Raw genomic sequence first — 23233 nt, 5'->3', positions numbered from 1 at the left:
TCGACGTGTGTCATCGATGACATCGAGTGGCCCGATGATGAGCGCAACCCGGCGCATGCGTCAACGGTTCGGGCGCGGCGACCCGGCACGCCCCGACGGTCCGTCAGGCGCCGCCGGCAGTCGTGAGCTGCGCCAACTGGTGCTGCCACGGCGGGTTGGGTCCGGCCACCGAGCAGGTCAGGGCGGCGACCTGAGTGCCGAAGCGGCAGGCTTCCGCGACCTCGGCGACACCGAGCTCCGTGAGTCGGCCGCCGAGAAATCCGCCGGCGCCGAGGTGGTGCAGCAGCCCGGCGGTGAAGGAGTCCCCCGCGCCGACCGTGTCGACCACCGGCGTCGCCACCGCGGGCACCCGCACCCGTTCGCCGTCGAGCGAGGCCAGGGCGCCGTCGGCGCCGAGCGTGATCACGACGAGCCGCGCCCCCGCGGCATGCCAGAGGTCGCACGCCTGCTCAGGCGGCGTGCCGGGCAGCAGCAGATCGAGGTCGTCCGCGCTCAGCCGCAGGATGTCGGCGAGGCCGCACCAGTGGGTCAGCCTCGCGCGGTAGACCTGCGGGTTCACCAGCAGCGGCCGGACGTTGGGATCGATGCTGACGGTGGCCCCGGGAGCGGCGGCCGCCAGGAACTCCTCGACCACTGCCGCGCCGGGCTCGCTGACCAGGGCCAGGGACCCGGTGTGCACACAGGCCGTGCCGGACAGATCCACGTTCGCCAGCTCCCCGGAGGTCCACTGCCAGTCGGCCGTGTTCTGCGCGTGGAAGGAGAACGCGGCCTGCCCCTGGGCGTCCAGTTCCGCCACGGCCAGCGTGCTGGGCTCGGCGGCGGTGACGGCGTCCGACAGGTCCACGCCGGACGCCTCCAGGTGTGCCCGGAACAGGCGCCCGAACACATCACCGGACAGGCGGGCGAGGAAGCGGGCCGGGGTGCCGAGGCGCGCCAGGGCCACTGCCGTATTCGCGGGTCCGCCGCCCGGGAGCACCCGCAGCGCGAGTTCGTTCGAGGCACGTGCCGGTTCGGTGAAGGCGTCCGCGACGCACTCTCCCAGAACGGTGATCTGACGCGGGCTCATGGCTGCTCTTTTCTTGGAGCGCGTAGGCAAACCGGGCACGTAGCGGGCAGCCACTGAGGAGCTTCGGGCGGGCGAGGGCCGCAGACGTTGCCGATTTGTGACGGGTGGAAGGCATTGACGTTGCCGGGATGCGGAGTCCATCATCCTCGCCAGGCAGTGTCAACGATGACATAAGTCAACGATGACACCCCGGGCGGCATGCTCTGAATCCCAACCCCGTGCCGCTCGCTATCCCACAGGAGTCGATCATGTCGCGCACCACTCGTCCGTCTTCCTCCCTCCTCAGAGCGGCCGCCGTCACGGGCGTCGCGGCCCTCACCCTGACCGCCTGTGGATCCGGATCCGGATCGGACACCGCGAGCTCCGGATCGGGCAGCGTCAAGGTCGGTCTGATCACCAAGACCGACACCAACCCGTTCTTCGTGAAGATGAAGGAGGGCGCGGAGAAGGCCGCCAAGGAGAACGGCGCCGAGCTGTCCACCGCGGCGGGCAAGTTCGACGGGGACAACGCCGGTCAGGTCACCGCCATCGAGAACATGGTCGCCTCCGGGGTGAAGGGCATCCTGATCACCCCGAGCGACTCCAAGGCGATCGTGCCCGCGATCGAGAAGGCCCGCGCCAAGGGTGTCCTGGTCATCGCCCTGGACACCCCGACCGAGCCGGAGAGCGCCGTCGACGCCCTCTTCGCCACCGACAACCTGAAGGCGGGCGAGCTGATCGGCGAGTACGCCAAGGCCGCGATGAAGGGCAAGTCGGCGAAGATAGCCACCCTCGACCTCGCGCCGGGCGTCTCCGTCGGCGTGCAGCGGCACAACGGCTTCCTGAAGGGCTTCGGCATCGAGGAGGGCGACTCCTCCATCGTCTGTTCCCAGGACACCGGCGGCGACCAGGCCAAGGGCCAGACCGCGATGGAGAACTGCCTCCAGAAGGAACCCGGCATCAACGTCGTCTACACCATCAACGAGCCCGCGGCCCTGGGCGCGTTCACCGCCCTGAAGGCCAAGGGCCGGGAGAAGGACGTCCTGATCGTCTCCGTGGACGGCGGCTGCACCGGGACCGAGGCCGTCAAGGACGGCACGATCGCCGCGACCTCGCAGCAGTACCCGCTGAAGATGGCCGCCGAGGGCGTCAAGGCCGTCGTGACGTACGCCAAGGACGGCAAGAAGGCGTCCGGTTACACCGACACCGGCGTCACGCTGATCACCGACAAGGCGCAGGACGGGGTCACGTCCAAGGACACCGCCTACGGCCTGGAGAACTGCTGGGGCTGAGCCGGCCCCTGAGGACCGTACGACTCCGCCTCTCCTCCCAGCGGGGCGGCCGTCCCCTCCTCCCTGACCGGGGGACGGCCGCCCGCTTGTCCTCTTCTCCTCCGACGAGGGCGGACAACGACTTCTGTCTTCCGACAAGGACTTCGCATGACAGCCACGACCACGCCTCCGGGCACGTCCACGCCGTACTCGGAGCTCAAGGCGCCGACCACGGCCCGCCGACTGCTCACGGCACCGACCACCGGCCCCCTGGTCGCACTCCTCCTGGCCTGTGTCTTCTTCTCCGTCTCCAGCGACCAGTTCCTCACCGGCGGGAACTTCTCGCTGATCGTGCAGCAGGTCATGGTCGTGGGCACCCTCGCCATCGGGCAGACCCTGATCATCCTCACGGCGGGCATCGATCTGTCCTGCGGAGCCGTGATGGCGTTCGGCAGCATCGTGATCGCCAAGATGGCGGCCGAGGGCTCCCTGCCACCGCTCGCCGCGATCGCGCTGGGCCTGGTCGTCTGCGGCGGCTTCGGGCTGCTCAACGGGGCGCTGGTGCAGAAGATCCCGCTGCCGCCGTTCATCGTCACCCTCGGCATGCTCAACGTGGCGTTCGCCCTGACGCACATCTACTCCGAGGAGCAGACGGTCACCAACCTGCCGGGCCCGCTGACGGCGCTCGGGCAGACCTTCCCGCTCGGCAACACCGACATCACCTACGGCTCGCTGGTCACCATCGCCCTGTTCCTCCTCCTCGCCTACGCGCTGAGCAACACCGGCTGGGGCAGGCACGTCTACGCCCTGGGCAACAGCCCGGAAGCGGCGCGGCTGAACGGCATCCGCACCTCCCGCCTGACCATCGGCGTCTACACCGTGGCCGGCGTCCTCTACGGCATCGCCGCACTGCTGCTCATCTCCCGCACCGGCGTCGGCGACCCGCAGGCCGGGCAGACCGACAACCTCGACAGCATCACGGCCGTGGTCCTCGGCGGCACCAGCCTCTTCGGCGGCCGCGGCTCGGTGCTGGGCACGTTCATCGGCGTCCTCATCGTCGGCGTCTTCCGCAACGGCCTGCAGCTGATGGGCGTCGCCTCCATCTACCAGACCCTGATCACCGGCGTCCTGGTGATCCTCGCGGTGACCGTCGACCAGCTCTCCCGGAAGAAGGCCCGATGACCGCCACCGGCACCCCCACCCCTGTCCTGCAGGCTCGCGGCCTGGTGAAGCGGTACGGCCAGGTCACCGCGATCGACGGCGCCGACTTCGACCTGCTGCCCGGCGAGGTCCTCGCCGTCATCGGCGACAACGGCGCCGGCAAGACCAGCCTCATCAAGGCCCTCACCGGCGCGGTGACCCCCGACGCCGGCGAGATACGCCTGGACGGCGAACCCATCACCTTCTCCGGACCGCAGAGCGCCCGCGCCCACGGCATCGAGACGGTGTACCAGGACCTCGCCGTGGCCGCCTCCATGGACATCGCCTCGAACATGTTTCTCGGCCGTGAACTGCGCCGCCCCGGCGTCCTCGGCAGCGCCTTCCGCATGCTCGACAAGAAGCGGATGCGTCAGGAGGCCGCCGAGCACATGGCCGACCTGAAGATCGGTCTGCGCTCGCTCACGCAGGCGGTCGAGACGCTCTCCGGCGGCCAGCGGCAGGCCGTGGCGGTCGCCCGCGCCGTCGCCTGGGCCCGGTCCGTGGTCGTCATGGACGAGCCCACCGCCGCCCTCGGCGTCAAGGAGTCCGGCCAGGTCCTCGACCTCATCCGCCGGGTCCGCGACAAGGGCATGCCGGTCGTCCTGATCAGCCACAACATGCCCCACGTCTTCGAGATCGCCGACCGGATCCACGTCCACCGCCTCGGCCGGCGCGCCGCCGTGATCAAGCCCTCCGACTACTCCATGGCGGAGGTCGTCGCCATCATGACCGGTGCACTCACCATCGACGAGGCCGGGGATACTGTCGTAGCCGATTCCGAGGCCGCGAAGGCCGCCGGAGTCCAAGCCCACTGACGTAAGCCTCCGAGGTTCCGGCCGTTGCCGCGGCCGGAACCGAACGAGCCCACAAGAAACGGTCCTCCATGGCAGCGAGCCGCCGACCCACCCTGGCCGACGTCGCCCGAGAAGTCGGCGTCAGCGCCAAGACGGTCTCCCGCGTCCTCAACGAGGACGGGCCCGCCTCGGCGCGGACCAGGGAACAGGTGCTCGCCGCCGTCGCCAAACTCGGCTTCCAGCCGAACCTCATGGCACGCAACATCCGTGTCGGCGGGCCGGACACCACCATCGGCCTGGTCATCCCCGACCTCGCCAACCCCTTCTTCGGGGCCGTGGCCCGCGCCATCGAGGACACCGTCCGCGAACGCGGTCTGACGCTGCTCATGGGCTCCTCCGCGGACGACCCCGACCGTGAACGCGCCCTGACGGACAAGTTCCTGGCCCGCCGCGTCAGCATCCTGATGGTCGTGCCGTCCGTCGGCGCCGACCACACCCACCTCAGGTCCCACCGCGAGGCGGGACTGCCCGTGATCTTCCTCGACCGCCCCGGAGCCGGCCTGTCCACCGACAGCATCGTCAGCTCCAACCGCGCGGGAGCCCACGACGGCGTCGCCCACCTCATCGCCCACGGCCACCGCCGCATCGGCTTCCTCGGCGACCTGCCCCTGCAGCTGTACACCCGCCGCGAACGCCAGGCCGGCTACCGCTCGGCCCTGCGGGAGGCCGACATCCCCTACGACCGCGCGCTCGTCGCCAACGCCCACGACCAGCCGGGCGCCGAGGCCGCGACCGCCCAACTCCTCGACCTCCCCGATCCCCCCACCGCCCTCTTCGCCGGCAACAACATCATGGCGCTCGGCATAGTCGCCGAACTCGCCCGCTCCAAGCGCAAGGACGTCGCCGTCGTCGCCTTCGACGACGTCTCGCTCGCCGAGGCCCTCGAACCAGCGCTGACCGTCGTCGCCCAGGACGCGGAAGAACTCGGCAGAACGGCGGCGACCACCGCCCTGACCCGCCTCGACGGCACCCGAACCCGAACACGCACCATCACCGTCCCCACCCGACTGATCATCCGAGGCTCGGGCGAGCAACCCGCGCCCACGGCGTAGGCGACTCACCCCGCCGGGCTCGGCGGCGGCACCCGACGAGCGGATTTCCGGGCCCACGCACGTACCTGTTCCACGCAAGTCGCCCGATGCCCAGCCCCGTTCGAGCAGGCGGCTCGCGCGCCGGTTGTCACAGCACCCCACCCAAGCCGTGGAGCCCGGCGCCCAGCCGACGCGGCAGCCGGCCCACAACGCACTGTGACCCGCCCAACAGACCGAAACGGCACGCCCGTTGAACGAGCGAGCCGTCACAGAAGATCGAGGCTAGGGCGTGTTTCGGAAGTCCCTTCACGCCGTACGGGGCGGGCCGCTGCTCTCCCGGACGATCAGCTCCGGCTCGGCCCACAGGGGCAGGGCCGGAGCGGTATCGGGTTCGAGGAGCCGGTGGAGCAGGCCGAAACAGCCCCGGCCGAGGCCTTCGAAGTCGAGGCGGACGGTGGTCAGGGCGGGGTGTGCGTAGGCGGAATGGGGGGCGTCGTCGAAGCCCACCACGCTCAGGTCGCCCGGCACGTCACGGCCCGCTTCCCTGGCTGCGCGGAGTACACCGAGTGCCAGATCGTCGTTGCCGCACAGCACGGCCGTGACCGACGGGTCGACCAGCAGCGAGCGGGCGACGAGGTAGCCGGAGCGGGGGCTCCAGCCGGCGTCGAGCGGCTCCGGGACGGGCTTGCCCGCTGCCCGCAGGGCGTCGCGCCAGCCCTCGGCGCGCTGGCCGATGCGGGTGGTGGACGAGGGGATCGCCAGGTAGTGCACGGTCTCGTGGCCGAGGCCGAGGAGATAGCGGGTGGCCTGAGCCGCGGCCGCCCGGTCGTCCAGCCAGAGCTGGGGCCGGTCGCCCGGGCCGCCGTCCTCGGGCCGTTCCACCGCCGCCGCTGCCGGGAACCCGCTCGGCAGTGCCTGCCATGCCCGTACGCCCGCCGCGTCGAAGGCGATCACCAACACCGCTTCCCCCGGCCGGCTGACCCGGGCCGCGACATCCGCGGGCTGCTGGGCCGAGTCGGTGTCGAGCACGCTGATCCCGACCGCGAAGCCGGCCGCCCTCGCCGCCTCCTCGATGCCCTTCAGGGTCGTTGAGGCACCGTACAAAGAGGTGTCGGAGGTCAGCACGGTCACCGAGCGCACCGCACCGCCGGCCAGTGCCCGGGCCATCCGGTTGGGCGTGTAGCCCATCTCGGCGATGACGTCCAGAACCCGGGCCCGGGTCGACTCCTTGACCCTGGGGTGACCGTTGACGACCCGGGACACGGTCTGGTGGGACACGCCCGCCTCCTTGGCGACGTCCCGGATACTGACGGTCTTCGGAGCCTGCTGTCCCCCGCCGGAGCGGGGGGCGGGAGTCGCTTCCTGCATGGTGGGGACGGCTCCTCGTCGGTACGGGCCGGTCGTGGGGTTGTCCACGGAGTCACCGTTCGGAGTCGGGATCGACGGCCATACCGTACCCGCAGCGGTGACGATCTTCTTCAACAGCTCGGGGTTCCCCTCGATCACCCACGACAGACCTCGACAGATCTCGACACAACTCGACAGACCTCGCCCGACGGGACGTCAGGAGAAAAGTTCCGCGCGGAGTATTGCAGGGCCGAATGTTACCGTTCACACTCTCCCTGCGTCACTGACGCGTAAACGCCCGGTGCCGGGGGCACACAGGGCTCCACCTCGGAGCTGTTTCAGGCGCAAGCCTTGCTCCACCTCCCGCCGCGCCATCTGCCACCGAGTCGCATGGAGCCTGAAAAGAATGTGAACGGTAACACGATGGACTGGTCGCGTCCGGACGTGGAGTGCGTGTCCCCCTGACCGGGCCTGCGGACGGCGGCACCCGCCATCAGGCGAACTTCACCTCCCTGCCTGTTCAGCTCTTGGCATGCGCCTGAAACGCGTGCTGCCCCTACGTCCGCATCTGTTGTCGTTCATTCGCCTCAGGGAAGGGTTTGACTCCATGTCTTCAGCGAGAACCGCCGTGACCCACTGGACAAGACGTCTCGTCGTCCGGGCCTTGGTCCTCAGCCTGGCGCTCGCCGGGCTCGTGGCCCTGGGCGGTGGCCGGACACCGTCGGAGGATCTCGGCCGGACCGCGCCGGTCGCGGTGACCACCAACCAGGTCGCGGTTCCGCCGGCGCCGATGGGCTGGGCCTCCTGGAACAGCTTCGCCAGCAGCATCGACTACAACACCATCAAGGCCCAGGCCGACGCACTCGTCTCGTCCGGCATGTCCGCCGCCGGCTACAAGTACGTCAACATCGACGACGGCTGGTGGCAGGGCGCCCGCGACGGCAACGGCAGGATCGTCACCGACGAGAGCCTGTTCCCCGGCGGCATGAAGGCCATGGCCGACTACATCCACAGCAAGGGCCTCAAGGCGGGCATCTACACCGACGCGGGCAAGCAAGGCTGCGGCTACTACTACCCCACCACCAGGCCCGCCGCGCCCAACACCGGCAGTGAGGGCCACTACCAGCAGGACATGCAGACGTTCCAGGAGTGGGGCTTCGACTTCGTCAAGATCGACTGGTGCGGCGGCAACGCCGAGGGCCTCGACCAGGAGACCACGTACAGGGCGATCAGCGCCGCCAACGACGCCGCGACCGCGATCACCGGCCGCAAGCTGGTCCTGTCGTTCTGCGAGTGGGGCACCGGCAACTCCTGGAACTGGGGCGCGGGGTTGGCCCCCATGTGGCGCACCAGCACCGACATCATCTTCTGGGGCAACAGCCCGTCCGCGGCCAACATGCTGGCCAACTTCGACAAGGCGCTGCACCCGTCGTCCCAGCACACCGGGTACTACAACGACCCCGACATGCTGATGGTCGGCATGAACGGCTTCAGTGCCGCCCAGAACCGCACGCACATGAGCCTGTGGGCGATCTCCGGCGCCCCGCTGCTGGCCGGCAACAACCTCACCGCCATGAGCACCACGACCCGCGACATCCTCACCAACTCCGAGGTCGTCGCCATCGACCAGGACGCCCGCGGCCTCCAGGGTGTCAAGGTCGCCGAGGACACCAAGGGCCTGCAGGTCTACAGCAAGGTTCTTTCGGGCACCGGCAAGCGTGCCGTGCTGCTGCTCAACCGCACCTCCTCCGCCGCCTCCGTCACGGCCCGCTGGTCCGACCTGGGCCTGACCGCGGCCTCGGCCTCCGTGCGCAACGTATGGACGGCGACGAACGCGGGCAGCTCCGCGACGAGCTACACCACCAGCGTCCCGGCCGGCGAAGCGGTGCTGCTCACCGTCTCCGGCACCGAGGCCTCCGGCACCACCTACGAGGCCGAGTCCTCGTCCAACACCCTGGCCGGCAGCGCCGCCAACGCCACCTGCGCGAACTGCTCGGGCGGCTCGCTGGTCGGCTGGATCGGCAACGGCACCGCCAACACCCTGACGTTCAACGGCGTCAACGCCTCGACCTCCGGCGTGAAGCTCGCCACCATCGCCTACGTCAACGGCGACACCACCGCCCGTACGGCGACGCTCCAGGTCAACGGCCAGCAGCCCACGGTGGTCTCGTTCCCGCCGACGGGCTCCTGGAGCACCCCCGGCACCGTCTCCGTACTGGTCGGTACGGCCAAGGGCAGCAACACCATGAAGTTCTCCAACAGCGGCGGCTGGGCGCCCAACCTCGACGCCGTCCTCCTGCAGGGCATCGCGGGCACCAACGGCAACGAGATCATCGGGACCGGCTCCAACCGCTGCCTCGACCTCGCCAAGAACACCATCACCAACGGCACCCAGGCCGCCCTCTGGGACTGCGTCGGCGGACACAACCAGACCTTCACGTCCACCTCGCGCGGCGAGCTCGTGGTCTACGGCAACAAGTGCCTCGACGCCGACAACAACGGCACGACCAACGGCACGAAGGTCATCATCTGGGACTGCACCGGCGGCACCAACCAGAAGTGGACCGTCAACTCCAACGGCACCATCACCAACAACCAGTCCGGCCTCTGCCTTGACGCCGTCGGCAACGGCACCGCCAACGGGACCAAGATCGACCTGTGGACGTGCAACGGCGGGACCAACCAGAAGTGGGCGCTCAACTGACCGATCGACGCCGCCGTTCGTCCCCATCGGCGGAGGGCACGGATACTCCGGTCCCTCCGCCGATTCAGGCGATTCAGGCGATTCAGGGGGAGACCAAGGGGACTCGGCGTCTCCATGGCCTCCGTCGCCCGCGAGGCAGGCGTCGGCAAGGCCCCCTCTCGCCCTCCACCGCGCCGCCATCCGCCTCTCCCGCCCCGGGCCCGGCATCTCCTGAGCCACACAGGGGCCGGGCCGGGGCCCGACCCGCGGCGTAGCGACGGCGTGCGCCGACGGCACGGGCGTCGCCGGTTCGAGCAGCGCCACTTCACCGGCCGAATACAGGTCTCGCCGTTCGCGTGCCACGCTTGCCCTGGGTGACTCCCGAGTCCCAGGGCGCCAACCGGAGAGCACCAGGAACAGCGGGGCACAACGGAAGGGCGGTCGGTGGCGACGCAGCGCAAGAACCGAGGGCTTCTCTCCCGGTTGCGGGCCGTTCCCGGGGTCCGTGCGGTGTCGTCCTACCGGCGCGAGTGGCTGGTCAAGGACCTGGTCGCGGGAGTCGTCCTGACCACGCTGCTGGTGCCGCAGGGCATGGCGTACGCCGAGTTGGCGGGCCTGCCGCCCATCACCGGGCTGTACACGACGATTCTCTGTCTGCTCGGATACGCGGTGTGCGGGCCGTCCCGGATCCTGGTGCTGGGCCCGGACTCCTCCCTGGGGCCGATGATCGCCGCCACCGTGCTGCCCCTGGTGGCGGCGGACGGGGATCCCGGCCGCGCTGTCGCGCTGGCGTCGGTGCTCGCGCTCATGGTGGCGGCCATCATGATCCTGGCCTCGGTGGCGAAGCTCGGTTTCATCGCCGATCTGATCTCCAAACCGACGATGATCGGCTATATGAACGGTCTGGCCCTGACCATTCTGATCGGTCAGCTGCCCAAGCTGCTCGGCTTCAAGGTCGAGGCGGACAACCTGATCGGCGAGTGCGTCGGCTTCGTGCGGGAGCTCGCCGACGGGGCGGTGGTGCCGGCCGCCGCCGCGGTCGGCGGTGGCGGGATCGTCCTGATCCTGGTCCTGCAACGCTTCCTGCCGAAGATCCCCGCCGTGCTCGTGATGGTGGTTCTCGCGATCGCCGCGGCCACCGTCTTCGACCTCGGCGAGCGCGGCGTCAACCTGGTCGGAGAGCTGCCCGAGGGCTTCCCGCCGTTCACGATCCCGGACGTCCGTCTCTCGGACCTCGTACCGCTGTTCGGCGGGGCGCTGGGCATCGCCCTGGTGTCCCTGGCCGACACGATCTCCAACGCGTCGGCCTTCGCGGCCCGCACGGGGCAGGAGGTCCGCGGCAACCAGGAGATGGCCGGGGTCGGGGTCGCGAATCTGGCGGCCGGTCTCTTCCAGGGCTTCCCGGTCAGCACGAGCGGCTCCCGTACGGCGGTGGCGGAGCGCGCGGGGGCCAGAAGTCAGCTCACCGGGGTCGTCGGAGCGGCGCTCATCGTCCTCATGCTCGTCCTGGTTCCGGGCCTGTTCCGCGATCTCCCCCAGCCGGCCCTCGCCGCCGTGGTCATCACCGCGTCGCTGTCCCTGGCCGACATCCCGGGGGCGGTACGGCTGTGGCGGCAGCGCCGGGCGGAGTTCCTGCTGTGCCTCGCGGCCTTCGCCGGCGTGGCCCTGCTCGGCGTGCTGCCCGGGATCGCCGTCGCCGTGGCCCTGTCCGTCCTCAACGTCTTCCGACGCGCCTGGTGGCCGTACAACACAGTGCTGGGGCGGGTGCAGGGCATGGAGGGCTACCACGACGTCCGCTCCTACCCGCGGGCCGGGCAGCTGCCGGGCCTGGTGATCTACCGCTTCGACGCCCCGCTCATCTTCGCCAACGCCAAGGCCTTCCGCGACGAGATCAGGCGCCTGGCCGGCACCGACCCGCGGCCGAGCTGGATCGTGATTGCGGCGGAGCCCATGACCGACGTGGACACCACCGCCGCCGACGTCCTGGAGGAACTCGACGAGGCGCTCAACGCGGCCCACGTACACCTCGTGTTCGCCGAGCTCAAGGACCCCGTACGGCGCAAGATCGAACGGTACGGACTCACTCGCACCATCGACCCCGGGCACTTCTTCCCCACCGTGGAGGCCGCGGTCGCCGCCTTCCGCCTGCGCACCGGAGCCGAGTGGACCCCCCGCACCACGCCCGAGCAGCCCACCCGGCCCCTGTCCTAGTAGGACTCCGTTAGGTCTGTCTCGCGGTGCTGTTTGGGGGCATGGTGGGTGTGTGGATGCACATGAAGTGAACCGTGCCCGGGCGAAGTTGGCGTTGTTCGTGGCCGATGTGTTCGCGTCGGTGCCGCGCAAGGATCAGCGGGCCAAGAGTGACTGCTATCTGCGGGGACTGATGGTGGACGGTCGCCGCAAGTCCATCCAGGCCATGGCCTCGCGGCTGCCGGACGGCAACGAGCAGAACCTGCAGCAGTTCGTGAACCAGTCGACCTGGGATCCCGTGCCGGTGCGGCGGCGGATCGCGGAACGGATGGTGCCGAGAATCGGCCCGGATGCCTGGGCGGTCGACGATGTGTCGTTTCCCAAGGACGGGAAGATGTCGGTCGCTGTCGCTCACCAGTACTGCGGGGCTTTGGGCAAGCAGGCCAGCTGTCAGGTCGCGGTCAGCGTGCACGCGGTCTCCGACACCGCGTCCTGTCCGCTGCAGTGGCGCCTGTTCGTGCCCCGGGAGTGGGCGGATGATCCGGTCCGCCGACGCAGGACGGGGGTTCCTGAGGAGGTCGGGCACCGGGAGAAGTGGCGCCTGGCCCTGGACGTCTTCGACGAGCTGGCCGGGTGGGGGCTGGTGCCGCCGGCGGTGGTGGCCGACGCCGGCTACGGGCAGAACGCCGACTTCCGCGACGGGCTGGAACGTCGGAACATCGGCTACGTGGTGGCGATCCGCTCGGACGTGACCGTCCACCCGCACGATGCGGTGCCCGCTGCCCCGCCCTGGTCCGGCAACGGCCGCAAGCCTCAGCCCCGCTACCGCGACAAGCCGTCCCCGGTGGCCGCGCTCGCGGCGGACCAGGGGCGGCAGGCCTTCACCGAGGTGACCTGGCGTGAAGGCTCACGCGGGCCGATGCGCTCGCGCTTTCTGGCGCTGCGCGTGCGGCCGGCCGGTGTCCGGTCCCGCCGCCTTGCCCAGGCCGCCGCCACCGCGCAGGAGGGTTTGTGGGACGGTGTCCTGCCCGACGTCACGCTGCTGGTCGAATGGCCCGAAGGCGCCGAAGCACCCACCGATTACTGGCTGTCGAACCTGCCGGCCGACACCCCGCACGCTGAACTGGTCCGCCTGGCCAAGATCCGCTGGCGCATAGAACACGACTACCGGGAACTCAAACACGGCCTCGGCCTGGACCACTTCGAAGGACGTTCCTGGACCGGCTGGCACCACCACGTCACCCTGGTCACCGCCGCCCACGCGTTCCTCACCGAACAGCGCCTGGCCCCAAAAGCCGATACAGCGGACTCACCCTCTACCAGATCCTCGACACCATCCAGGACCTGCTGAACTGCTGGACCGGCACCTGCACCACCTGCCACCGCCCCCTGCCCAGAACATCCACCACCAGCCAGAACCCAAGAGCCAGAGCAACTTAACGGAGTCCTACTAGAAGGCCCAAGAAGATCTTGGGCCTTCTAGGACAGGGTTTCCGTCAAGCGGCGCAATCGGCTGTGCATGAGGGAGGGTTGGGCGGTCGCTCCCGGTCGTACGCTGTCCGCGGGCCTTCGGACGGAGGCCGGGAGCGAGTCGCGGCTCGTTCTCGTCGACACCTCGAAAGCGGTACTGCCGTGAAGGTGCACCACCTCAACTGCGGGACCATGCTCCCGCCCACCGGCGCGCTGGTCTGCCATGTCCTGCTGGTCGAGGCGCCGGGCGGACTGGTGCTGGTGGACTCCGGGTTCGGGCTGCACGACATCGCCGATCCCGCACGCCGGATGGGGCCGACCCGGCGTCTGATCAGGCCCGTGCTCCGGGCGGAGGAGACGGCGGCGCGTCAGGTCGAGGCCCTCGGGTTCCAGCGTGACGACGTCCGTCACATCGTCGTCACGCACTTCGACCTCGACCACATCGGAGGGGTGTCCGACTTTCCCGGCGCCCAGATCCACACGACCGCGGCCGAGGCCCTGGGCTCCGTGATCGCCCCGTCCCGGCGGGAGCGGTTCCGGTACCGGTCGGCCCAGTGGGCCCACGGCCCGAAGATCGTCGAGCACACCCCGGACGGCGAGGCGTGGCGCGGATTCGCCGCCGCCCAGGAACTCGACACCATCGCCCCCGGGATCGTCCTGATCTCCCTGCCGGGACACACGCGGGGCCACGCCTGCGTCGCGGTGGACACCGGGACCCGCTGGATCCTGCACGCCGGCGACGCCTTCTACCACCGCGGAACACTCGACGGGCGCTCCCCCGTGCCGCGCGCCCTGCGCGCCATGGAGAACCTGGTGGCGTACGACCTGAAGACGGTGCGCGCCAACCACGCCCGGCTGGCGGAGCTGCACCGGCGCGGCGACTCCGATCTGAGCATCGTCAACGCGCACGACCCGGTCCTGTACGAGAGAGCTCGCGCCACGGCCTAGGCACCGCATCACACGCGTCACCCGGCGACGTCCACCGCGACACATGGCACGGGGGTCCGACAACCCCTCAGGCCGTCCTCCTCGCCGTGGACGGAGTCGGGGCGGGGAGCGAGGAGGTCAGATCCAGCCGTCGAGGGACTTCATGAAACCGTCGAAGTCGTCGCGGTGGATGGTGTGGCCCGCTCCGGCGACCGTACGGACCTCGAAGCCGCTCGCCCGCAGCCGGTCCGCGTCCGCGGCGCCGACCAGGAAGCTGGGGTCGGCGAGTTGGACGAGGGAGGGGACGGCCGGACGGTCGGGGACGAAGCCGGTGAGCGGGCGGCCGCCGAGGAAGTGCGCGGAGTCGGCGTCCCAGGCCGCCAGGGTGGCCATCTCGACGTCGACGTCCTCGGCGTCCCAGCGCGGGTTGAGCGCGGTTGTCTGCGCGCGGGTGGCTTGTTTGAAGGAGGCGAAGATCTCGGGGCCGATGTGCCGGTCGGGGTCGGCCGAGGACCATGCCGGGTCCGAGTAGACCGCTCGCAGGGGCCGCAGCCGCTCCACGGCCAGGGAGAGGGTGAGCCCGCCCAGGGAGTGACCTATGGCCAGGTCCGCGTCCTGGGGCAGCGTGTCGACGAGATCGTCCGCGAAGAGCCGCGGGCTGTACTCGCCGCGTGGTGAGAGACCGTGGCCGCGCAGGTCCACGGCGATCACCCGGTAGCCGCGCTCCGCGAGCGCCGGGGCGACCCGTCGCCAGGTGCGGGAGTCGGACATGATGCCGTGGACGAGCAGAGCCGTCCGGTCACCTGCGCCCCATTCGCGGGTGTTGAGCTGCACGTGGTGCCCTTCGTTCGTTCCGGTGTCTGCCCAGGCGGGTGGAGAGGACGGTACGGCAGCTCCCGGTACCGGTGACACGCCTTATTGCGTACGGCAGTTGATACACGCGGCAGTTGATACGCGCCGTGCGCGGGATCATCGGATCAGCGCACTCGCCACGGCGGCGGCAGGGCGCTCCCGCTCCGGCCACGCCGGGGCCGAGGCATCGAGAACGGCTGAAGAGGCGGCCCCATGCGCACGGAAGTGCCCACAGGGCCGCCCGGAGCCGCCGGGTCGGGAACGAAGGACGTGACCGCATCGCCGAGCGGGCACAGGGCCGAGACGATGACGTACCGGACAGATGTCCGTTTCGCGGGGAGCGGGGCGCTCCACCCGAGCCGCGCCGGTCGGCTGCGTGGACTCAGACCACCCCGTCGCCGTTCGCCGACGTCAACCGCGCCGGCGACGGATCGCGCGCCCGTCAGACCGCGCCGGCGACGGATCGCGCCCCGGCCAGACCTCGCCCCCGTCGGGCCGCGTCGGCGTCAGGCCGCGTCCGGGACCGCCGTGTCGAGGGCGGTGCGCAGGGCGGTGGCCATGAGCTCGATCGCCTCCTTGCCGGCCGGCGCGGGACCGGTGTGGGTGAAGTAGTGGTCGACGCCCTCGAAGACGCGGTGGGTGACCGGGACGCCCGCGGCCTCCAGGGCCTTGGCGTAGGCGTCGCCCTCGTCGCGCAGGCGGTCGTTCTCGGCGGTGATGACGAGGGCGGGCGGCAGTCCGGCGAGGTCGTCGGCCAGACCGGGCGAGACCAGGGGATCGGCGAGGTCGGCCGGGTCCGGGACGTAGGCGGCGGTGAAGATCCGCATGAGCTGGGGGCTCAGCAGCGGCTTGGCGATGCGGGACAGCTTGGTGGCCGGGTCGGCGACCATGTCGAGCGGCGCGGAGTCGATGATCTGGAGGCGCGGGGTGAAGGCACCCCGGTCGCGGGCCGTACGGCAGACACCGGCGGTCAGGTTGGCCCCCGCGCTGTGTCCGCCCACGGCGACCCGCGAGCCGTCCCAGTCGTGGGCCGAGCCGTTCTCGACGACCCACTGGGTGACGTCGTACGCCTGGGTGACGGCGACGGGGAAGATCCGCTTCGGGGCGACGGCGTAGTCCACGTTGATGACGACACAGCCGGCCGTGGCGGCCAGGTAGCGGCAGAGGTGGTCGTCCTGCTCGGGGCGGGCCACGATGAAGCCGCCGCCGTGGAAGTTGACGTAGACGGGAGCGGGCGTGGCGACCGTGACCGGGGGTCGGTAGACGGTGCAGTCGACCGGTCCGGCACCGGTCTCCACCCGCAGGGTTTCCGTCCGCTTCGGGATGTCGGTGAAGCGCAGGTCCTTGTGGACACGGGTCATGACGCCGCTGAGCAGCAGCTGAACCCCTCTGGCCTGGATTCTGGCACTGAACGACATGATCGGCCCCGCCCATCGCTGCAACGTTGAATTAACAGGATTCCTGTTGATGGGATGATGGACGCTGATCCTGTTTTACGCAACGGTGAGCGCGCCATTGCCGAACGAGACGGCTTCCGACGGCGTCCGGGCGGGCCGAAGAGAGGCGGCGAGGGGGCTCGCGGGACGTCAGCTCTCGGCGGGGACGAGGAGCACGAAGTCCGCGTTCGACGGGTCGAGGCAGACGGCCAGCCGGCCGACGCCTTCCATGTCCTGGGGTCCCATCTGCACGCTGCCGCCGTTCCCGGTGACGGCGGCGACCGCGGCGTCGCAGTCGGTGACGGCGAAGACAGGGTGCCAGTAGGGCCGCCCGTCCGTCAGGCCGAGGTCGGCGGCGCGCAGTTCCATGAGACCGCCCTGCATCCGCTCCTCGGGAAGTCCGGCGGGGGTGATGAGGTGGTACGTGCCCGCGTCGCCCGGCAACGGCATGTCGCCGAACCGCCAGCCGAAGACACCGCCGTAGAACTCCTTGGCGGCCGCGGCATCGGTCGTGAACAGCTCGGTCCAGGACAACGAGCCCGGCTCGTCCGCCAGCTCGAAGCCCGCGTTCTTGCCCGGCTGCCAGACGGCGAACTGGCCGCCCAGCGGGTCGCTGTACTGCGCCATCCGGCCCCAGTCGCCGAGGTCCCTCGGCGGCACCCGCACGGTGCCGCCTGCGCGTTCCACGGCCTGGGTCGTGGCGTCCGCGTCGGCGACGGTGTAGTAGATCATCCAGGCCGGACGCGCGCCCTTCTCGGTGAGTTCGCCGAGCCCGCCGACGATCTTTCCGTCCTTTCGGAAGGCTCCGCCCTCGCCCTCCATCTCCTCCCCCTCGTCCCCGCCGTCGCTCATGGGCTCGAACTCCCAGCCCAGCACCGCGCGGTAGAAGGCCGCCGCGGCCGGGACGTCGGGGGCGCCGAGGTCGAGCCAGCAGGGGGAGCCGGGAGTGAGGTCAGTGGTGATCACGGGATTCCCCTTCGCATTCGCGGATCCTGTGTTCTCAGCGTGACACCCGCCCCGGACGCCCGCGCGTCGGCCGCCGCGCGGTGGCGGGACGGGTCGCCACCGTCCCACCCGGCGCAGGTCGGCGCCCTCCCACCCCGCGCGGGTCGGTTCCCGTCACGGCACGGGGACGACTGCGACGGCGAGGACGCGGAGCCCGGCTGCGGGGGCGAAAACGCGGAGGCCGGCTCGCGGGCCTCCGCGTCGCCCCGGCCCACCCCGTCGGCGACGACACCGGACCGGGCGAGCGCCCCGCGGACTACCCCGGCGCGCGGCACCCACGCCGACGCATTCCCCGCCGCCCGGCCCGTCCCGACCCTGCCGGCCCGCACCGGGGCTGACCGCCTACGCCCCCCTCCCCCGGCCCGGAAGAGCCGGTCGGCCGGCTACGCGGCGTCGAGGTCGTCGGCGAAGTGCCGGAAGCCGTGACGGTCGCGGTGGATGCCCCACAGGGTGTCGGCGAGGACGGCCGGGTCCTTGCGGTGGTGTCCGGGGACGATCGCGCCGGGCACGACCAGTTGGGCGACGTGGATGCCCTCGGCCGCGAGGCTGTCGTGCAGCATGTGGCCGTACGCGCTCTCCGCCGCGAACGCGATGGAGGTGCCGGCCCGGTCGGGGTGCGGGACCACGGCCGTGCCGCCGTTGACGAGGAGGATCGTGCCGCGGCCGAGGGCACGCATACCGGGCAGCACCTGCCGCACGGCGGCGACCGAGCCGTAGACCGAGAACTCGATCGGGCCGACGAGGTCGGCGTGACCGGTCTCCAGCACCGGCAGCATGAAGTCCCGGTGCGGCGACGGGCTGTACTGCAGGACCTCGATCGGCCCCAGCGCCGCGCGGGCCGCGTCGAGTGCGGCGGCCAGGGCCTCCGGGTCGCGTACGTCGGCGGCGAACCCCTGGGCCGTGACGCCCTCGTCACTCAGGTCGGCGGCGAGTGACTTCGTCCGCTCCGGGTCGCGGGCGACGAGCGCCACGGTGAACCCCTCACGGCCGAAGCGACGGGCGACGGCCGCGCCGAGACCCGGCCCGGCTCCGATGACGGCGATGGTGGTCATGGCTTCCTTGCTTTCCTCGCGGAGGAGGCCTCTTGTACGAGCCGGCCTCGGGGAACGGGCTTGACGGTCCCCATCGTGACCCAACGCGCGCCGACAGCGGCAGGGTTCCACGCGGCCCCGGTCCACGCCTGTCCCGGAGCTGTCAATGTTGGGCACTTTATTGACGATGGTTACACAACCGCCTAAGTTCGCGGTGTCCATCCCCCGGTCAAGGGAGCCCGCGATGCCCTCGTCCCCCACCGCATCACCACCCCCGAGCCCCGAACAGGCTGAACGCAGAAGCCAGTTGCGTCGTGTCGCGCTGTCCGGGCTGCTCGGTACGGCCGTCGAGTTCTACGACTTCCTCGTCTACGGAACGGTCGCCGCGCTCGTCTTCGGTGAGCTGTTCTTCCCGGGCGCGGACCCGGCGGTCGGCACGATCGCCGCGTTCGGGACCTTCGCCGCCGGATACGTCGCCCGCCCGCTCGGCGGGATCCTCTTCGGGCACTTCGGCGACCGCCTCGGCCGCAAGTCCATGCTGCTGCTGACCATGGGTCTGATGGGCGGCGCCAGCTTCCTGATCGGCCTGCTGCCCACCTACGACACCATCGGCGTCTGGGCCCCCGTCCTGCTGATCACCCTGCGGGTGCTGCAGGGCATCGCCATCGGCGGTGAATGGGGCGGCGCCACCCTGATGGTCGTGGAGCACGCCGGGGAGAAGCGGCGCGGACTGTGGTCCAGCTTCACGCAGATGGGAGCACCGCTGGGCTCCCTGCTCTCCTCGCTCGTGGTCACCTTCGTCGTCGCCATGCCCCGCGACGAGTTCGCCGCCTGGGGCTGGCGGGTGCCGTTCCTGCTCAGCGTCGTCCTGCTGGGCGTGGGGCTCTTCGTCCGCCTGAAGGTGGTCGAGAGCCCGCTCTTCGCCCAGGTCAAGAAGGACCGCACGGAGGCCCGGCTGCCGATCGTCGAGGTACTGCGGCGCCCGCGTGCGCTGGTGCTCGCCGCGTGTGTCGGTATCGGCGCGTTCACCGCGCAGTCGCTGCTGACCAGCTACCTGATCGCCTACGCCACCGGTATCGGCTACGCCCGGCCGCAGGTGCTCACCGCGCTCACGGTCTCCGCGTCCGTCGCGCTGGTCGTGCTGCCGTGCGCGTCGGCGCTCTCCGACCGCGTCGGCCGCCGCCCGGTCGTCCTCGCCGGAGCCATCGCCTCCACCGCACTCGCCTTCCCCGTCCTCGCCCTGGTCGACTCCAAGTCACCCGGACTGCTGATCCTCGCGGTCGTCCTGGGACACGGCTTCGCCCAGTCCGTGATGTACGGGCCGCTGGGCGCGCTGCTCACCGAGATGTTCGGCACGAAGGTCCGCTACACCGGGGCGTCGCTCGGCTATCAGGGCGCCACGCTCATCGGCGCCGGGTTCTCCCCGATGATCGCCGGGAGCCTGGTGGCCGGGAGCGGAAGCAGCACCCCCGTCGCCCTGCTGCTGTGCGGCGGCGCCTTGATCACCGCGGTGACCGTCTGCTTCGTGCGCGAGAGCAACGAGGCGTCCCTGGCGGACGCCGCCGAACGCCCCACCGCCCCCCACGCCCCCCACGCCCAGGAGATCTCCGCATGACGATCGGCACCCCCACCCGTACCGGCACTGACAACGGCACCGGCACCGGCGTCGGCACCCGTACGCCCCGCCCCGGCGCCCGCATCCGCGCCGCGCGCCGTACCGCCTGCGCCGCGGCCCTCCTGCTCGCCGTCAGCGCCGTACCCACGTCGGCCGTGGCCGCCACCGCGGAGCCGAGTCACGTCGAGGGGCAACTCCCCTCCGGGGCAACGTACTTGATGGACGTTCCCGCGAACTGGAACGGCACCGTACTGCTCTACAGCCACGGCTACACGCAGGCCGGCACGCCCAACCCCGCGCAGAACGGCCCGGACACCGCCACGAAGGCGCTGCTGCTCGCGGAGGGATATGCGCTGATCGGGTCGTCGTACGCCAGTACGGGCTGGGCGGTGACGGACGCGGTGCCCGACCAGCTGGCCACCCTGTCCGTGTTCGACGACCGCTTCGGGGCGGCGCGCCGGACCCTCGCCTGGGGCCGGTCGTACGGCGGGCTCGTCACCACCGCGATCGCGGAGCGGCACGCGGACCGGATCGACGGCTCGCTGTCGCTGTGCGGCCTGGTCCACGGCGGCGTCGCCAACTGGAACAACACGCTCGACCCGGTCTTCGCCCTCAAGACGCTGCTCGCGCCCGACTCCGACGTGCCCCTGACGGGACTGGCGGACCAGGCGGCCGCCACGAGCGCGGCGGACGCACTGGTGACCGTGGTCGACTCGGCGCAGTCGACGGCCGAGGGGCGGGCGCGGATCGCGCTGGCCGCCGCCCTGCACAACATCCCGGTCTGGAACCAGCCGACGCAGACCCGGCCCGCCGCGGACGACTGGGAGGCGCAGCAGGTCAACCAGTACGACGCCGTCAAGGGGCTGTTGAAGGTCGCCGCGTTCAACCGGCGGCAGGAGGCGGAGGTCCGGGCGGGCGGCAACATGTCCTGGAACACCGGGGTCGACTACGCGAAGCTGCTCGGGCAGTCGTCGGTGAGCAAGGAGGTCCGGGAGCTGTACAAGAAGGCCGGGCTCTCCCTGAAGGCCGACCTCGCCACCCTCGACCGCGCGCCGCGCATCAGCGCCGACCCGGACGCCGTCGCGTGGATGAGCGGCACCAGTTCCTTCACCGGCGAGCTGACCAAGCCGCAGTTCAGCGTGCACACCATCGGCGACGCCCTCGTCCCCGTGCAGACGGAGAGCGCGCTGCGCCGGGCGGTCACGGCCGCCGGGTCGGGTTCGCTCCTCCGGCAGGCGAACGTCGACAACGCCGGGCACTGCACCTTCAGCCCCGCCGAGCAGCTCGCCGCCCTGCACACCCTGGAGGAGCGCGTCACCACCGGCAGGTGGCGCGGCACGGACGCGGAGTCCCTCAACTCCCTTGCCGCCGAAGCCGATTCCACGACGCCCGCCCGCTATGTGCCGTACCGCCCCACCCCCTATCTGCGGCCGTACGACCTCGCCCACCCCGCCGACGGCCGGTGACCTGGTACGGCCGCCCGCCGGAGTGTCGGCGGGCGGCCGTACTCTTGCCCCGTGGAGGACTACGACATCCTGGACACCCCGGACAGCGACATCTCGGACGGCCCGCAGCCGCGCCCGCAGTCACTCATGCTCGCCTTCTTCGGCAACCATGTGCTGGAGGAGGGCGACCGTGATCTGGGCGTGTACTCGGGCAGCATCATCGACGTACTCGGCCGTGTCGGCGTCGGTGAGCAGGCCGTACGTTCCACGCTGACCCGCATGGTCAACCGCGGGCTGCTGCGGCGCCAACGCGAGGGCCGCAGGATGTACTTCGGCCTCACCCCGCAGGCGACGCGCGTCCTGTGGGACGGCCGCACCCGCATCTGGAGGCAGGGCGCCGTCAACGACGACTGGGACGGCACCTGGACCCTCCTCGGCTTCTCCCTCCCGGACTCCTGGAAGCGCCAGCGCCACGACCTGCGCTCACGGCTGGCCTGGTCCGGGTTCGGGGCCCTGTACAGCGGGCTGTGGATCGCCCCGGGGAACGTCGGCATCGCCGGAGTCGTCGCCGAGCTCGGGCTCACCGACCACGTCAAGATCTTCCACGCCCAGGCGAACGTCGCCACCGACATCGAGCTGATGATCCGCGACACCTGGGACCTGGAGAGCATCGCGGCCCGCTACGTCACCTTCGACAAACGCTGGACGCCCCTACTGGCCCCGGGCCCCGGGCCCACTTCCGACTCCGGGGCGGCTTCCGGTCTCCGCTCCGGGGCTGCTTCCGGTCTCGACTCCGGGGCGGCTTCCCGCTCGGGCTCCGGGTCCGCCTCGGACGCAGCGGAAGCGCCCGGCTCCGACTCAGGGGCGGAGTCCGTTTCCGGGCCCGGCGACGATCCGATCGGTACGCGGCTGCGGCTCGTCAGCGAGTGGCTCTGGACCATCCGCACCGACCCCCGGCTCCCCGCCCGCCACCTTCCCGCCGACTGGCCGGCCCGCCCCGCCGAGGAGACCTTCCGACGCATCGCGGACCAGACCGCGACGCCCGCGCAGCGGATGGCCGGCGAACTGCTCGACACGGTGCCGCTGCGCTAGAGGGCTTCTGATGGATCTCCGCGCCGGGCAGAGGGGGGCATACGGCGCGGGGCAGGCCGCACCGGCCGACCTCACACGGCTGAGGGGACGCCGCGCATCCCGGCCCACGCAGGGTGGCACCCCGGGATTCAGGAACGGCCCTCCCGGCCCGTCCCGAGCAACCCGTTGAGCACGAGCGCCGCCAACGACTCCGCCGTGGCCGCGGTCCGCTCCGGCGAGGAGGACTCGGGGCGGCCGAGGCGGCGGGCGAGGGGGACGTCCAGCATGCCGGAGACGGTCGGGACGATGGCGAAGAAGAGCACGTCCATCGGGATGGGTGCCATGCGGCCGGCGGCGACGAGCCGGTCGATGATGGACGCCATGTTCCCCACGACGACGCCGATGTAGTTGTCGTAGAGATAGTCCAACCGCTCGGTGTCCTGGTTGAGTTCGTCGACGAAGAGCCGGGCGATCAGGGGGGTGTCGGCGGCGACCCGGTAGAAACCGGTGATGAGCCGCCGCAGGTTCTCCGCGTCGTCGGCGGAGGGATCGGCCTCGGGCAGGCTCGCCAGCTGCGACCCCAGCGCCGAGTCCACCACCGCGCGCCAGAACGCCGCCTTGGAGCCGTAGCGGTCGTTGATGAAGTTGTGGCTGACGCCGAGGCGGCGGGCCAGTTCGCGGGCGGACGCCCGGTCGTAGCCGAGTTCCGCGAAGGCCTCCAGCCCGCGCCGCAGGACACTCTCCTCCTCCGGCACCGCGG

At 71.0% G+C, this 23233-nt stretch carries 18 protein-coding genes; 11 read left to right on the top strand and 7 right to left on the bottom strand.

The genetic code is table 11. The features are described 5' to 3' along the window. Positions 1–103 precede the first annotated feature (103 nt). Complete coding sequence (locus OG202_RS38555; RefSeq protein WP_328224281.1) at positions 104–1066, bottom strand: carbohydrate kinase family protein; 963 nt, start codon at positions 1064–1066, stop codon at positions 104–106. A gap of 248 nt (positions 1067–1314) precedes the next feature. Between OG202_RS38555 and OG202_RS38550 the strand changes: the two genes are divergently transcribed. From OG202_RS38550 to OG202_RS38535, 4 genes are all read left to right on the top strand, one after another. Then, positions 1315–2337, top strand: coding sequence for a sugar ABC transporter substrate-binding protein (locus OG202_RS38550; protein WP_328224280.1), 1023 nt, complete (start codon positions 1315–1317; stop codon positions 2335–2337). Between the two features lie 147 nt (positions 2338–2484). Further along, a complete protein-coding gene (locus OG202_RS38545) occupies positions 2485–3498 on the top strand; it encodes an ABC transporter permease (protein ID WP_328224279.1) in 1014 nt (337 codons plus the stop codon). Then, complete coding sequence (locus tag OG202_RS38540; RefSeq protein WP_326575323.1) at positions 3495–4331, top strand: ATP-binding cassette domain-containing protein; 837 nt, start codon at positions 3495–3497, stop codon at positions 4329–4331. Before OG202_RS38545 ends, OG202_RS38540 begins: the two co-directional genes overlap by 4 nt. 68 nt (positions 4332–4399) lie before the next feature. Continuing rightward, complete coding sequence (locus OG202_RS38535) at positions 4400–5422, top strand: LacI family DNA-binding transcriptional regulator (protein ID WP_327727203.1); 1023 nt, start codon at positions 4400–4402, stop codon at positions 5420–5422. Between the two features lie 285 nt (positions 5423–5707). Here the strand turns inward: OG202_RS38535 and OG202_RS38530 are convergent, their stop codons facing one another. Continuing rightward, positions 5708–6769 carry a LacI family DNA-binding transcriptional regulator gene (locus OG202_RS38530; RefSeq protein ID WP_328224768.1) on the bottom strand — a complete coding sequence of 354 codons (1062 nt, stop codon included), beginning with the start codon at positions 6767–6769 and terminating at the stop codon, positions 5708–5710. A 586-nt stretch (positions 6770–7355) separates the two neighbouring features. On the opposite strand from OG202_RS38530, the gene OG202_RS38525 reads away from it, so the two are divergent. The 4 genes from OG202_RS38525 to OG202_RS38510 all read left to right on the top strand — a co-directional run bounded on the left by OG202_RS38525 (position 7356) and on the right by OG202_RS38510 (position 14039). Beyond that, positions 7356–9452: an RICIN domain-containing protein gene (locus tag OG202_RS38525; protein ID WP_328224278.1), complete on the top strand. Its 2097-nt coding sequence runs from the start codon at positions 7356–7358 to the stop codon at positions 9450–9452. Between the two features lie 423 nt (positions 9453–9875). Further along, positions 9876–11642, top strand: coding sequence for a SulP family inorganic anion transporter (locus OG202_RS38520; protein WP_328224277.1), 1767 nt, complete (start codon positions 9876–9878; stop codon positions 11640–11642). A gap of 52 nt (positions 11643–11694) precedes the next feature. Beyond that, entirely contained in the window at positions 11695–12972 is a 1278-nt protein-coding gene (locus OG202_RS38515; RefSeq protein WP_328224276.1) for an IS701 family transposase, read from the top strand. Positions 12973–13253: 281 nt separating this feature from the next. Further along, complete coding sequence (locus OG202_RS38510) at positions 13254–14039, top strand: MBL fold metallo-hydrolase (RefSeq protein WP_327727207.1); 786 nt, start codon at positions 13254–13256, stop codon at positions 14037–14039. A gap of 117 nt (positions 14040–14156) precedes the next feature. Here OG202_RS38510 and OG202_RS38505 read toward each other — a convergent pair whose 3' ends face one another. The 4 genes from OG202_RS38505 to OG202_RS38490 form a co-directional block, all read right to left on the bottom strand. Continuing rightward, on the bottom strand, positions 14157–14852 hold the full coding sequence (locus OG202_RS38505; protein ID WP_327727208.1) for an alpha/beta fold hydrolase: 696 nt from the start codon (positions 14850–14852) through the stop codon (positions 14157–14159). A gap of 524 nt (positions 14853–15376) precedes the next feature. After that, complete coding sequence (locus OG202_RS38500) at positions 15377–16288, bottom strand: alpha/beta hydrolase (protein ID WP_326575334.1); 912 nt, start codon at positions 16286–16288, stop codon at positions 15377–15379. A 168-nt stretch (positions 16289–16456) separates the two neighbouring features. Further along, complete coding sequence (locus tag OG202_RS38495) at positions 16457–17272, bottom strand: VOC family protein (protein WP_328224275.1); 816 nt, start codon at positions 17270–17272, stop codon at positions 16457–16459. Between the two features lie 422 nt (positions 17273–17694). After that, positions 17695–18363, bottom strand: coding sequence for an SDR family NAD(P)-dependent oxidoreductase (locus OG202_RS38490; protein WP_326575338.1), 669 nt, complete (start codon positions 18361–18363; stop codon positions 17695–17697). A 223-nt stretch (positions 18364–18586) separates the two neighbouring features. Here OG202_RS38490 and OG202_RS38485 point away from each other — a divergent pair, with 223 nt between their 5' ends. From OG202_RS38485 to OG202_RS38475, 3 genes are read left to right on the top strand one after another with little or no spacing between them, the layout of a single operon-like run. After that, complete coding sequence (locus OG202_RS38485) at positions 18587–19957, top strand: MFS transporter (RefSeq protein WP_327727210.1); 1371 nt, start codon at positions 18587–18589, stop codon at positions 19955–19957. After that, the gene (locus OG202_RS38480) at positions 19954–21423 is read left to right on the top strand and encodes an alpha/beta hydrolase family protein (protein ID WP_327727211.1); all 1470 of its coding nucleotides are present in this window, start codon (positions 19954–19956) and stop codon (positions 21421–21423) included. Before OG202_RS38485 ends, OG202_RS38480 begins: the two co-directional genes overlap by 4 nt. Before the next feature lie 51 nt (positions 21424–21474). Continuing rightward, positions 21475–22494, top strand: a complete 1020-nt coding sequence (locus OG202_RS38475; protein ID WP_327727212.1) for a PaaX family transcriptional regulator — start codon at positions 21475–21477, stop codon at positions 22492–22494. 128 nt (positions 22495–22622) lie between these two features. Here OG202_RS38475 and OG202_RS38470 read toward each other — a convergent pair whose 3' ends face one another. Continuing rightward, on the bottom strand, positions 22623–23228 hold the full coding sequence (locus OG202_RS38470) for a TetR/AcrR family transcriptional regulator (protein ID WP_327727213.1): 606 nt from the start codon (positions 23226–23228) through the stop codon (positions 22623–22625). Between the last annotated feature and the right edge of the window lie 5 nt (positions 23229–23233).

Source organism: Streptomyces sp. NBC_00310, assembly GCF_036208085.1.
Classification (GTDB): Bacteria; Actinomycetota; Actinomycetes; order Streptomycetales; family Streptomycetaceae; genus Streptomyces.
This window is presented reverse-complemented; position numbering and strand designations above follow the sequence as displayed.

Bases quoted from the DNA above. Each gene is read 5' to 3' on its own strand.
- OG202_RS38555 (WP_328224281.1), bottom strand. From the start codon at position 1,066: ATGAGCCCGCGTCAGATCACCGTTCTGGGAGAGTGCGTCGCGGACGCC.
- OG202_RS38550 (WP_328224280.1), top strand. From the start codon at position 1,315: ATGTCGCGCACCACTCGTCCGTCTTCCTCCCTCCTCAGAGCGGCCGCC.
- OG202_RS38545 (WP_328224279.1), top strand. From the start codon at position 2,485: ATGACAGCCACGACCACGCCTCCGGGCACGTCCACGCCGTACTCGGAG.
- OG202_RS38540 (WP_326575323.1), top strand. From the start codon at position 3,495: ATGACCGCCACCGGCACCCCCACCCCTGTCCTGCAGGCTCGCGGCCTG.
- OG202_RS38535 (WP_327727203.1), top strand. From the start codon at position 4,400: ATGGCAGCGAGCCGCCGACCCACCCTGGCCGACGTCGCCCGAGAAGTC.
- OG202_RS38530 (WP_328224768.1), bottom strand. From the start codon at position 6,769: ATGCAGGAAGCGACTCCCGCCCCCCGCTCCGGCGGGGGACAGCAGGCT.
- OG202_RS38525 (WP_328224278.1), top strand. From the start codon at position 7,356: ATGTCTTCAGCGAGAACCGCCGTGACCCACTGGACAAGACGTCTCGTC.
- OG202_RS38500 (WP_326575334.1), bottom strand. From the start codon at position 16,288: ATGTCGTTCAGTGCCAGAATCCAGGCCAGAGGGGTTCAGCTGCTGCTC.
- OG202_RS38490 (WP_326575338.1), bottom strand. From the start codon at position 18,363: ATGACCACCATCGCCGTCATCGGAGCCGGGCCGGGTCTCGGCGCGGCC.
- OG202_RS38485 (WP_327727210.1), top strand. From the start codon at position 18,587: ATGCCCTCGTCCCCCACCGCATCACCACCCCCGAGCCCCGAACAGGCT.
- OG202_RS38480 (WP_327727211.1), top strand. From the start codon at position 19,954: ATGACGATCGGCACCCCCACCCGTACCGGCACTGACAACGGCACCGGC.